The organism is Hyphomicrobiales bacterium, from assembly GCA_016710435.1.
Classification (GTDB): domain Bacteria; phylum Pseudomonadota; class Alphaproteobacteria; order Rhizobiales; family Aestuariivirgaceae; genus Aestuariivirga.
The window spans coordinates 226,947-239,714 of the sequence record JADJVV010000001.1; the positions used below are offsets into that span (position 1 = coordinate 226,947).

The 12,768-nt window shown below is 62.2% G+C and carries 9 protein-coding genes; 2 read left to right on the top strand and 7 right to left on the bottom strand.

What is annotated here, in order from left to right; translation table 11 throughout:
* Positions 1-21: 21 nt before the first annotated feature.
* Positions 22-2,079, bottom strand: coding sequence for a PAS domain S-box protein (locus tag IPM06_01110; GenBank protein ID MBK8769011.1), 2,058 nt, complete (start codon positions 2,077-2,079; stop codon positions 22-24).
* Between the two features lie 229 nt (positions 2,080-2,308).
* Positions 2,309-2,542, bottom strand: coding sequence for a DUF1127 domain-containing protein (locus IPM06_01115; protein ID MBK8769012.1), 234 nt, complete (start codon positions 2,540-2,542; stop codon positions 2,309-2,311).
* 163 nt (positions 2,543-2,705) lie between these two features.
* Between IPM06_01115 and IPM06_01120 the strand changes: the two genes are divergently transcribed.
* Complete coding sequence (locus tag IPM06_01120) at positions 2,706-3,590, top strand: LysR family transcriptional regulator (GenBank protein MBK8769013.1); 885 nt, start codon at positions 2,706-2,708, stop codon at positions 3,588-3,590.
* Here IPM06_01120 and IPM06_01125 read toward each other — a convergent pair whose 3' ends face one another.
* The 4 genes from IPM06_01125 to IPM06_01140 all read right to left on the bottom strand — a co-directional run bounded on the left by IPM06_01125 (position 3,591) and on the right by IPM06_01140 (position 9,730).
* Positions 3,591-5,579 carry a hydantoinase/oxoprolinase family protein gene (locus IPM06_01125; GenBank protein MBK8769014.1) on the bottom strand — a complete coding sequence of 663 codons (1,989 nt, stop codon included), beginning with the start codon at positions 5,577-5,579 and terminating at the stop codon, positions 3,591-3,593.
* An 86-nt stretch (positions 5,580-5,665) separates the two neighbouring features.
* Entirely contained in the window at positions 5,666-6,934 is a 1,269-nt protein-coding gene (locus IPM06_01130) for a hypothetical protein (protein ID MBK8769015.1), read from the bottom strand.
* Positions 6,906-8,486 (bottom strand): hypothetical protein, encoded by a 1,581-nt coding sequence (locus IPM06_01135; GenBank protein MBK8769016.1) that lies wholly within the window; start codon positions 8,484-8,486, stop codon positions 6,906-6,908. Before IPM06_01135 ends, IPM06_01130 begins: the two co-directional genes overlap by 29 nt.
* On the bottom strand, positions 8,486-9,730 hold the full coding sequence (locus IPM06_01140; GenBank protein MBK8769017.1) for a glycosyltransferase: 1,245 nt from the start codon (positions 9,728-9,730) through the stop codon (positions 8,486-8,488). Before IPM06_01140 ends, IPM06_01135 begins: the two co-directional genes overlap by 1 nt.
* Before the next feature lie 296 nt (positions 9,731-10,026).
* On the opposite strand from IPM06_01140, the gene IPM06_01145 reads away from it, so the two are divergent.
* Entirely contained in the window at positions 10,027-11,361 is a 1,335-nt protein-coding gene (locus IPM06_01145) for a nucleotide sugar dehydrogenase (GenBank protein ID MBK8769018.1), read from the top strand.
* A gap of 84 nt (positions 11,362-11,445) precedes the next feature.
* Here the strand turns inward: IPM06_01145 and IPM06_01150 are convergent, their stop codons facing one another.
* A complete protein-coding gene (locus IPM06_01150) occupies positions 11,446-12,645 on the bottom strand; it encodes a hypothetical protein (GenBank protein ID MBK8769019.1) in 1,200 nt (399 codons plus the stop codon).
* Positions 12,646-12,768: the final 123 nt, after the last annotated feature.

A 12,768-nucleotide genomic window follows, 5' to 3' on the forward strand; every position in this document is an offset into this window, starting at 1 on the left:
GGCAGATGAGGCCGGCTCCCGTCACTGCCGCTCGAGCGCATCCTTGATGATCTTCTGCAGGTCTTCGCGGCGATAGGGCTTCATGATGATGAAGCCTTCACGGAAGCGCGGCTCGTCCTGGTGCACCATGGCACCCTTGGGATAGCCGGAAGTGTGGACGATCTTGAGCGCGGGCTTCAGGCTCTGGGCGGCCTGCGCAAGATCGAAGCCATTCATGCCGCCGGGCATCACCACGTCGGAGAACATGAGGTCGATGTCGTCATGTTCCTGCAACTTGGAAAGCGCCTCGAACCCGTCGCCGGCTTCAACGACCTCGTATCCGAAGTCTTCCAGGAAGCCGCAGGCCACCATGCGCACCGCCTCCTGATCTTCGACGACGAGGATCTTCGGGCGGCGCACCGCCTCGGGTTCGCTGGTGGAATTCGTTGCGGGAAGAGCAGCCGTTGGCGCAGGCGCCGGCACGTCGACAGGCGCAGGAGTGGAGTCGCCCGCGCGCATGCGGCGCGGCAGGTACATCTTCACCGAGGTGCCGTGGCCCACTTCCGAATAGATACAGATGTGGCCACCCGATTGCTTGATGAAGCCATAGACCATGGAAAGACCGAGGCCCGATCCCTTGCCGTTGGCCTTTGTCGTGAAGAAGGGCTGGAACACCTGCTCCAGCAATTCCTGCGACATGCCCGTGCCCGAGTCGGACACCGCCACCATCACGTAATGTCCCGGCACGACCTCGGGATTCTTCTCAGCGTAGAAACGGTCGAGATAGGCGGCCTGCGTCTCGATGGTCAGACGCCCGCCATCGGGCATCGCATCGCGCGCATTGATGGCGAGGTTGAGGATGGACGATTCCAGCTGCGACGGATCAATGAGCGCATGGGGCTCGCCTTCCATCGTCTCGATGTGCACATCGATGTTCTCACCCACGGCGCGCTTCACCAGCGGTTCCATGCCGCGCACGAGGCCGTTGATTTCCGCGTCCTTGGGAGCGAGGTCCTGCTTGCGCGCAAACGCCAGCAACTGGCGCGTCAGGTCCGAGCCCTTCTGCGCTGCGTCGATGGATTCCGCCAGGCGCTTCTTGGCCTTCTCATCCGCGAGTTTGCCGTCGAGAAGCTGCAGGTTGCCGATCACGATGGTCAGGAGATTGTTGAAGTCATGGGCGATGCCGCCGGTCAGTTGCCCGATGGCTTCCATCTTCTGCGCCTTCTGCAGGCGCTGGTTCACGGTCTTGCGTTCGGTCGTATCGACCACCTGAACGATCAACTGTTCGGTGTCGCCCTTTTCATTCTTCACCAGCGCAACCGATGTTGCACCATGCATCACGCGGTTGTCCGGCGTGATAAAGCGGAGTTCCATTTGCAGCGACGGGGCTTCGCCCGTCAGCAGTTGCCGCATGCCGTTGAGGAACTGGCCGCGGTCATCCTTGTGGAGGAAATCCTCGAAACCCTGCGGATCGGTTTCCACGCCGGGGTTGGCGAGGAAGGACTTGAGCGCCTCGTTGGCCACTTCCACGTGGCCCGTGGGCGAAACCACCGCCATGCCATGCACGGCAGCGCTGAAGGCGCTGCGGAAGCGCTGGTCGCTGCGCTGCGAGGCAATGGCCGCGAGCTTCTGCTTCGTGATGTCTTCAATGGTGCAGACCGAACGCTCCAGCCGGCCCTTGTCGCCGCGATAGGCGGTCATCGACAAGAGCACCGTCGCCAATGCGCCATCCTTGCGGATCAGCAGGATCTCTTCACCGCGGCAGGTGCCGGTGACGAGATATTTCGGATAGATCTCGGTGACGAGCCGGCTGCGCGATTCTTTCGGCAGCAATTCGCTGAACGGGCGGCCCACCACATCATGCGCCTCATATCCCAGTGCCTCGCACCAGGAATTGTTGACGGCAAGCAGGCGGCCCGATCCATCCATGCAATGCAGCATCACCGGAAGCTGTGTCAGCAACTGCTCGAACACGCCGCCGTTCTGGTCGGGGAAGAAACCCGCAGCCGTGGTGGCGCGGCGCAACTCTGGCTTTTCAATGCGCCAGCTCGGGGCACGCGCGGCCTGTTCATCCCACTCGCTCTTGAAAGGCGCATTCATGATCCGGAAACTCTCCTGCTACGTCTGGAGAAACTATCGCGGACGCGGTTAACGGCGCATTGCCGCTACAGTTCAAATGCCATTCGCGGATACAATCTTCGCTTCAGAATTCCATCATGGTGAAGAAATGATAAAGGCGGCCGAAGCCGCCCCTGATCATTGCGCGGGCCCGCGAAATGAAAAAGGCGGCCGAAGCCGCCCTTGGTCATTGCAAAAGCTGAAGTGGACTTCAGCCGCGCATGCGGGTTTCCAGGAACAGGGTGGGGTTGCGCGTCAGCGGCTGGTGCGAGGCGAGATCAACGTCCGTGCGGGTGAGGCCCATGTCGTGGAGCATGTGATCGTCGAGGTCGCGCAGCTTGCGAACCGACCGGCGGGCCTGCCAGTTGCGGTACAGCGTACCGAGGTTCGCCGCGCCCGGTGCAAAACCTTCGGCTTCAGCCTGGTGGAGGGCATAGTTCTTCATGGCAATATCTCCTCGTTCACAGAAAACGTAATGTTTTCGGTGTGTTGGTCGCCCCGGTGGGTGGCCTGTCGTGTTCTTTGATGCTCCAGATATATGACAAAATCATTGATCACTCCAACGAATGTATTTTATGATGTGATCACGAAAATTGATGGTGACGTCCATGATCCCCAATCTCGACATTGACCAGTTGAAAACCTTCCTCGCCATTGCCGACACCGGCAGCTTCACCCGCGCGGCGGAAGAGGTGAACAAGACGCAATCGGCCGTCTCCATGCAGATGAAGCGCCTGGAGGAAGCGATTGGGCGCAACCTGTTTGTGCGCGACGGGCGCGGCAGCCGCTTCTCCAGCGATGGCGAACGCTTCGTCGAGCAGGCCCGCAAACTGGTGGCCATGAACGACGAGATCGTCGCAACTTTCATGCGGCCCGAACTCACAGGCTCGGTGCGCTTCGGCACGCCTGATGATTACGCCGATCTTTTCCTGCCGGAAGTCCTCGCCCGTTTTGCCCGCAGTCATCCGCAGGTGACGGTGGACGTCGAATGCCTGCCCAGCGAACGGCTGATGGAGAAGATCCGCCGCGGCGACATTGATCTCGCCCTCGTCACGTTCTTCAAGAACGAAGGCGAAGGCGAAGTCTTGCGCCGCGAGGAACTGGTGTGGGTGACATCGGCACGCCACTCCACCCACACGCTCGATCCCCTGCCCATCGCCACGGCGGATGAAAGCTGCTCCTGGCGGCGCATTGCAACGAAGGCCCTGGATTCCGTGGGCCGCCGCTATCGCGTGGCCTACACCAGCCCCAACCGCAACGCCGTGGATGCCGCTGTGTTTCAGGGCCTGGCCGTGGCAGCCATTGCCGACATCTGCGTGCGCCCCGGCATGCGCGTGCTCACACCGGAAGAAGGTTTCCCGCGCCTCGGTGCTTTCGGCATCGGTCTGATGCGCCGCCATGGCTTGCCGACACCTGCGACCGAGGCACTGGCCCGCCACATCCGCGAGGCCTTCGGGGCGGAGCGTGCAACGGCAGCGATCGCCGCCGCCTGATCAGCCCGCCGGCTGGCCGATGGCTTCCGCCGTGACGCGCGCGGTGAGAAGGCCGTCGTCGTCCCGCGCGTCGGGCAGATGCGCCTTCTCGACACTGATTGTCACCTTGGGATCAATCGCACCGCGCGAACGCGCATGGCCCAGCGCCTGTGTTTCCGCAAGGCGGAGCGCTTCCGCCAAGGCCAGCTTGCCGCTGCCGAAGATCTGCATGGCACCATCGCCATGCACACGGAATGCACCGTTGCCATCACCTTCGACGCTGATGGTGATGCGGTCCGCCACCTGCCCCGCCGCCGCCCCCACGGCATTCGCCACATCGCAGAAGGGCGCGAAGATGACCTCGCAGTCGAGGCGCGCGGCAACTTCACCATAATAGACCTTTGCCGGTCCACCCACGGCCACGATGGGCACGGCGGGCGCCAGCGACACCTTGGCCAAGCCCACCCGGCCCGTGCCTTCACACACGGCATCCCAGGCCGCACTGGCCTTGTCCCGCCCACCCATCGCCGTTTCGAGAATGACGCTTGCAGAGAGCGCCACGGTCTTGCTCCATACCTCGCGGCAGAAGGCATCGGTTTCGCTGTCCGTCGGCATGCGCATGGAGCGGAAACGCGTCATCAACCGCGCGGCCTTCACGGCGGCACTCGCGGGCCAGTTGTCTTGCAGGCCGAGCACAAGGGCGGAATCCGATGGCGTGAAGCAGCAGTATTGCAGAAGCCCCTTGCGCCGCAACGAGGTGACCGCCCGCTGATCGGCACTCGACACCGCGATACGCCGCAGCTGTAAGGGCTCCTGGCCGATGCGGGCCAGAAGTTCCGCCTCGCGTTCCGTTACGCCGGACGCAACGCCACCCTTGTCGCCGAAAGGCCGCACCACGAACTTGCCCAGCATGGACCCGCCCTCTGTTTCGGCGAGATCAGCATCGAGCAGATCGTTGGTGATGGGGTGGCGCGAGGCGAGGAGTGAAATGGGAACGGCCCGCTGCGGACCGATCACAAGTTTGCCGAGACCATCGAGTTGCACCTCGCTGTCTCCGCCAAGCCCCACGGTGCGGACGTCAATGGCTTTCACCATGGTGCGCCAACCGCCCACCTCCGCGCCCTGCGTTGCGACCATGGGCCGCCCGCCGGAAAGAATCGCCACGTCCGTCGTCGTTCCGCCGATGTCCGACAGGATGAAATCATCGCAGCCCGCAAGCCACTTCGCGCCGACGAGGCTCGCCGCCGGACCGGACAATACGGTCTCGATGGGACGGAGAGCCACGCTTTCCGCATTCGCCAGCGTGCCGTCGCCCTTCACGACCATGAGGCCACCCGCGATGCCAAGCCCGTCCATCGCCGCGCGCACCGCCTCGATCAGGTGCGTGATGCGCGAGATGAGCCGCGCGTTCAGCAGCGCGGTCAACGCGCGGCGCGGCGCATCCAGCGCGTTGGACAACTCGCTCGAAAGCGTGACGGGCTTTCCCGTGAGCTTGGTCACGAGATCGCGCGCTGCAATTTCATGTCCATTGTTGCGCACGGCAAAAGACCCGGCGATGGCAAACGCCGTGACGGACGGCGACATGGCTTCGATGCTGGCCGTCAGCGCCGCGATATCGAGTGACCGCACGGCGTCGCCATTGTGGTCGTGCCCGCCCGCGATGCGCGCAATCGGTACGCCCGGGAAGGCGCTGGCAATGCCGGTCTTCGCCACCATGGCATCATCAAAGCCGATCAGGATCACCCCCGCCGCATTGCCGTGGCCCTCGACCACGGCATTGGTGGCAAGCGTGGTGGAGACGCAGACGAGGCGTATATCCTGCGGCGTCACCTGTCCGGCCAGTTGGCCTACCGCCGCCGCCATGGCGTTGCCGACGCCGATCGACAGGTCGCCCTTGGTGGTGATGGACTTGGCCGAGGCCAGGATGCGGTGCACGCCGGCGTCGATCACTGCAGCATCCGTATAGGTGCCGCCCGTGTCGATGCCGAGGATGATGTTGCTCTTGCTCATGGTGTGAGAATGCCTTTGATGGTGCCGCATGGGAAGATCAAGCACCGCGCCAGGGGTGAGATGTCCTCACCTCGGCGGAAACGGCTTCAGCCCGCCTTGAGCTTCTTCATGTTGCCCCGGATTTCCGTGATCGATCCGGCCACGGCAGCCCGGTCGGCGCGCAGTTTGATCAGTTGCAGCTTCGCCTGGATCAACGGGGGTTCAAATTCGGGATTGTCGACGCTGGCAAGCGTCTGCGCCAGGGACTCGGCCTTGTGGATGGCAGCATCAAGCTGCGCCTCCTGTTGCACAAGCCCTTCGATGGCGCGCTCGTGGGCACGGCGGAGCACCGCAACCTGCCACAACGCACCGCCCTCCTCGCTCCTGATCGCCCGCAACTTCGCGTCCTTGGCAGCGGCTTCATGCTTGAAACGCTGGGGCATCACCGCGCCGAGCTTCATCGAGAAGCTGAGCTTGCCATTGAACGACTGGTCATTGGCATCGAGACCATCCGCGTTCACGTCATCGTTCCAGCCCACCGAGGCCGACACGTCGATGGAGTCGAACGTGCGCATGCGGCTGCTGAGATCTTCAAGGTCCGCCTCCGCGGCCAGCAGGGCCGAGCCATAGGCTTCCGCCGATGATGAAGGCATCAACGCCGCATCGAGGCGGCGGTCGGCTTGCGAACGCGAGGCTTCCGCTTCGGCGAGGATTTCATCCGCCAGCACGTTGATAGCCGTGGCAAGTTCGCGGTTGATGGCACCAGTGTTGAGCGCGCCGGCAACTTTCTTACGAAGCCGCGCGATTTCCTTCTTCTGTCCCTCGATGGCCTTCAGCCGAGCCCGGTGCCCCGCCGCCGTCAGGCCCTGCGGCGAAACGAAGACGAGTTTCTGCAGGCCATTTTCGGCAAGGTATTTCTGGCAGCGCACCTCGGCGGCCTGTTCCATCAGCCCCGCCTTGGCGATGCCCGTCAACGACATGCCCAGGCTGACCGATGTCTTGGCATCGTCGCTCACGCTTCCGCTCAGGGTGGGTGAACGAAGAATGGTGGTCTGCGCCGCAGTGTCCTCGCGGAGATAATCGCACCAATGCGACCGGGGCATTTCCGCACTGGCCGGAACGGGCTTGGCCGTCGCCGTCACATCGCCTGCCTGCGCCCCAACCGACGCGGCTGGTTCGACAATGGTGTTTCGGAGCGGCGGCGCGGCAACGACCTTCGGTTCACTGTTGATGGTGCCCAGACGAAGGCCGCCGAACTGGTCGAGCAACGGGCCTTGCGTGGCACAGCCTGCCAGCGCCAGCATCCCGCCCATGCCGAGCCACAGCGCGAGGACGGGCCGCACCGACCTAGAAGAAGAACGGCGCGCGCGTGCCATGCACGATCTCCCGGGTGGCGGCGACAGGCTTGGTCAGTTTTGCCTCCACGAAAATGCCGCGGATGGGTTTCCCGAAGAAGGGATGGACCGAGGTGAATTCACCAGGCTGCGGATCGCCTACGAAACCGGCCTGTTCACACCAGAACAACGTGAAGGCGCAGGTGTGCAAGGGCGTGCCCGGCGAGAAGCTGGCGAGATTGGTGTAGGGCACGAAGATCACATCCACGCGTCCGTTGAGGGCCCGCGCCAGCGCGGAAGACTCGAGCGCCGAGATCTGCAGCTTCAGCACGGCGGCGCTATCCTGCAATTGCGTTGTCTTCACCGCAGAGGACTCGAGAGACGAGCGCGCCAGGTCCATGGCCGCCTTCGCATCCACCGCCTGCTTCACCAGCAGCATCAGATTTGCATCGGCCGCCGCCATGGAAGCGATGGGACCGCCCTTTTCCAGTCCGTCCCGCAGCGACGTCAAGAGATCGGCATTGCCATCCAGCGTCGCCACGTCGCCCTGCATGGCTTCAATATCGGCATCCATACCGGCCAGGCGCTGGCTTGCTTCCACAAGGCCCAGCGTACCCGCATTGTAGGTTTTCCTGTCGATGAGACGCTTCTTGTACAGCTTCTCGAGGTCGGCTTCCATGCCGCCATGCGAGATCTGCGCCTGCATCACCTTCCGCACCTTGGTCATGCGCGCGATGTTGTCGTTCAGCATCTTGTGGCGGCGGGCACTCGCCTTGATTTCCTTGTTCACGGTTCCAAGCGAATATTTCACCAGCAGTTCCGCATCATGCAGGTCGCGCGTCGCCCGCGTCTTCAGCATGGCATTCTCGGTCATCTCCTGGTCGATCTTGCCGAGGGAGACGCGGAGTTCCGTGAGGTCCCGGTCGATCTTGTTGACCATCTCGTGGCCGCGCGTCAGCGTCATGGGCGCACCCCATGAGCTTGACAGCAGGAAATAGGCGATCAGCAAGGCGTAGAAGGCGAAGGCACAGAACAGCGCGAGCAGCAGGAGAAACGCCGCGCGCTTGTAGAGGTTGGAGACAAACCCCATCAGCGGGTTGAACACCGCCTGACTGAGACTCTGCCGCGCGGGACCTGTGTCTGCCGCAGCTGGAGCTGGCTGTGCTTCATCTGGGGGTCGGCCATGGGGCCGCGGTGCCGGGCGGGGCGCCAGCCCGAGGACTCGCAACAATTGACCTTCGCGGACCGGCGCCGTGAGCACCCGTGCCACACCGGGGACATTGAGATACTGGCTGACGTCGCTCAATCCGCTGACGACCACCAGGCGCAGCGGATACCCGAGATCGGCAAAGAGCGGCACGATCAGTTTCGTCGCCAGCTGTTCGTCACGCTGGTCAATGATGGCGGTATCGAAACGCACCTGGCGCGCAAGGTCCAGCGCCGCACGCACACTCGATTCGTAGCGGATGTCGATCTCGCCGATATGCCGCGTGACGATGGTGCAGACCTCGTCTGCCGCTGGCCCGACATAAAGCACCCGCCGCGCCGGAGCGGGCAGTCCTGCTGGAGGTGTGCGCGGCTGGATCGTCGCCATCAGCCCGCCCCCGCCGTTGCGGATGAGACTTTGGCCGGCATGGTCTTCTTCTTGGCGCCGCCGCGCGTTTCCCACGACGATGTGCCCAGCGTCGCAATCGCGAGCGGAGTCAGCGTGAGGTACATCACCGGAAACACAAAGGCCATGGACATGAACCACAGGCCGGAAGTGCGCGCCATCTCCGGCAGCTTGTGCTTGTTCAGCTCATAGGCCAGCGCAAATGTGGTGACGAGCAGTGCATGTTCGATCATCGGGATGATGAACCCGAGGCGCACCACCTGGCTGGCCAAAGTCAGCGGATAAAACAGCAGCAGCAGTGCCATCGAGACGTAATGCACCACCACAAGCGGGTGAAAGCGCCCCAGATACGGAAGCGCCGTGATGAAATCGACGATGTTCGACCGGCGCCAGCGCAACTGCTGGCTGATATAGCCTGCAAAGGTGGGCGGTGCCTTGGTGAAGCAGCGCGCCTTGAAGCACAGCCGCGTCTTGTATCCACGCTCCACCAGCTTGCGTGTGAGGAATCGATCCTCGCCGTATTTCACTTCATCGCCGAGGAATGTGCGGCTCTCCACGTCATGGTCTACGGCCAGCAATGCCGCACGGCGATAGAGCGTGAGGCAACCCGACAAGCACATGATGTGGCTGAAATAGTTCTCGACGTTCTTCAGGAACTGGTAGCCGATCCAGTATTTCACGGCCTGCATGCGTGTGAGCCAGTTGGTGTCGGCATTCGACACGAACACGCAACCGCCAGCCGCATCCACGCCTGCGGTGCAGAGGTGGCGCACCAGTTCACGCAGCGCGTCCTTGTCGACGATCACATCGGAATCGACCGACAGGATGAGGTCAGCATGGGTCTTGAGAACCGCATTCTTGATGCCGATGCGTTTGCCGACGTTCTTCTCGTTGCGGATGACCTGCATCCACGGATAGGTCTTCGCAACCGTCAGGAGATGTTGATAGGTGTCGTCCGTCGAGACGTCATCGATGAACACCGCCCTCAGGCGGTCGCGCGGATAATCCAGCGCCTCAAACGACGCCGCCGTCTGCAGGACGTGTGAGCCTTCGTTATAGACAGGAACGACGATGGCCACCGTCGGCCAGATCTGGGGGTCGTCCCCATACGCCGTCTGCGTGCGCTTATCGGAGAGGCGCAACAGACTGCCCAGCACGTACCGGTTGGTGAAAACAACCAACACCAGCAACGCAAACAGATACTCGATAGCAACCAGGGAAAGCATACGCCGTACAAACACACCCACCGGCCGGACGTTCGGCCACCCTTCCCGATAGCAACGAATGCTTTCTGCCCGGTTAAATTCAGGATTTATCAATGTATTGAGACGCGGAACGCCGACACTCGCGGCAAATTCGGAATCCATCCGTTAACCCTCATATCCGTTTACCCTGTTCTTTAAGCCGCTCTCCACGCGGGAAATGTTTGTCTGGGCCACAACCCGAAACAAACACAGTGGGGACGGCGATGGGTATGACGGCGGTTAAGGGGACGGAACAACATATTGTGCAGGATGCAGGCGTGAAGCCCGTTCGGCTCGTGAGAAGCGAGCCGGTGGCCTTCCCTGATCCCGCGACGGCACGCGTGGCCGTCATCGGTCTGGGATACGTGGGACTTCCACTGATCCTGGGTTTTGCCAAGGCGTCACGTGCAATCGGCTTCGACATCAACGAACCGAAGATCGCGCAACTGCTGTCGGGCATCGATTTCACAGGCGAAGTCTCCAACACGGAACTGCGTGGGGCAGATGCCGAGTTCACCACAAGCCCCGAGTCTCTCTCACAGGCTGATGTTGTTATCGTCTGCGTGCCGACGCCGGTGAACAGCCACAACCGCCCAGACTATGGCCCGCTGATCGCGGCCTCGAAGACAATCGGCAAGCACATGAAGCGCGGCGCTGTCGTCGTGTTCGAAAGCACGGTTGATCCCGGCACTACGGAAGACCGTTGCCTGCCGGTGATCGAATTGCATTCCGGCATGAAGGAAGGCGTGGACTTCCATCTCGGTTATTCGCCCGAGCGCATCAATCCCGCCGATCCCACCCGCAAGCTGCCCGACATCAAGAAGATCGTCGCTGGCTCGACGCCAGCGGGCACCGAATTCCTTGAGAAGCTCTACAGCCGCGTCATCAAGGCGGGCCTCTTCCCTGCCGCATCGATCCGCGTGGCGGAAGCGGCCAAGATTCTCGAAAACACCCAGCGCGACGTGAACATCGCCCTGATGAACCAGATGATGATGCTCTTCGACAAGATGGGCATCCGCTCCACCGACGTGATTGCAGCGGCGGGATCGAAGTGGAACTTCCACCACTATCGCCCCGGCCTTGTGGGCGGCCATTGCATCGCCGTGGACCCCTACTACCTCGTGGACTCGGGCCGCCGTCATGGCCTCGCCATGGAACTCGTGGCCTCCGCCCGCGCCGTGAACGAACAGACGCCGGGCTTCCTCGTCGAGAAGGTGGAAGAACTGATGCCGGCGAGCCGCCACGGCCTCGATGGCAAGAAGGTGCTCGTGCTGGGCCGCAGCTTCAAGGAAGATTGCCCCGATACGCGCAACTCCAAGACCTTCCCGCTCATGGATGCCCTGTGGAACCGTGGTGCGGAAGTCTACAACTTCGATCCTATCGCCTTCGATGATCACTTCGAAGGTGGCCGCGGCGCCAAGATCATCGATGATCCGGCGGCGGCTGGCCCCTATGACGCCGTCATTGTGACGCTGGCCCACACCTGTTTCCGCCAGCAGTTCGACGCCGAGAGCCTGCGCGCCCTCGCCCACAAGCATGCCCCGCTCATCGACATGCGCGGCAACTTCGAAGACGTTGGTGTCACCGATTGGTTCAGCTACTGGCGGCCGTAACATCGTCATCCCGCAAACACGACGCCCCGCTGAGAAGCGGGGCGTTTTTGTTTGAGCCATGCAATGAGAAATGAACGACGGTGATCAGTCCGTCAGGACAACCTGCGCGGTGGAACGGATGCCTTCGGGTGCTGGCACATCCGTGGCGCCGTAGTCGGAGTTGAGAATGAGCTCCGGGCCCTGGTCGATCTCGATTTCCTTGGCGACGATGGCGGTGTAGGCCGAGTTGCCGGCAACCTTCGCGCCCGGGTCGACGCGCAGCTTTCCGTTCGGAAAATAAAGCGTTCCGGTCAGCGATTGAACGTTGCTGCTGCTGATCCTGTGGTCTTCCGTACTGGCAGGGTCGGACACAAACAACAGGCCCGCCATATCGCCGTCTTTTGGTCCCGAAAGATTGATGACCGCACTTCCCTGGGCATCAAGTTTCGCGCCGCTGCCTGTGAAATAGAATCCCATATGCGTGCCGGAAACAATGGCATTGCCACCGAGCGTCAACGGCCCGCCCTTGAGGATGTAGGTTCCCTCTGCGAAAGTGACTTTGGCCGAACCTTTCACAACCAGCCCACCGCAATAGACGCCAGGCGTGAGCGTGACGGTTCCCGAACTGTAGCTCGGCTTCGTGAAGTTGCAGGCCCCCACCGCCGGTGCGGCCCGGCTGGACAGCGGATCTTCAACCGCGGGACAATCGGTCATTGCCGCTGGCGTGATCATGCCCTTGTTGGAAATCCCGCCGGCGGAACAGGTGATATCCGCCTTGATGACAGACATGTTCTTGACGGCAATCGCCTCGCTGTCACGCGAGTTCACATAGACTCCGCAGCCATTCGCCGTCAGCTTTCCCTTGTTGTCGAGGGACAGTGCATCGGACACGGTCTTGTGGAGTGCAAGTACGCAGATGTTGGCCTGCCCCATCATCTCGGCCGTGGCCTGCGCCAGAACCGGCGTGATGTCGGCACCTAGGAAATGGGCGAAAAATGGTGTCCAGTCTTCCCGGATCGCGACCGTGACGGCTGCAGCCTTCTTGTCGATGTTGACCGACATGCTGATGAGTGCATTCGTTTCGGCCTTGGCGAATGACCGGGCCGCGGCTTCGACGGTCGAGGCATTTGAGGTGGCGAGCGACATTTCCTTTGTCGCCGCAAGCGCGGCCTGGTCAGCAGCGGTCTGCAATTCGGACCGTTTGCTGGTGAATTGGGCATAGTCGGAGGCGATGCCCACGGCAGCCATCAGCGCAGGCAAAGCCAGCGCAGTCGAGAGTGCGATGTTGCCGGCGTCTGCCCGCAAACACTGCCTCACCCGTTCCATGACCCCACGTCTTGCCAAGCGGCTCTCATCAACAAAATCAAATGCCAGCCCGGCCTGAAAGAACCGGAGCATGTGTCAGATTGGCATCGAATGTGATAATTG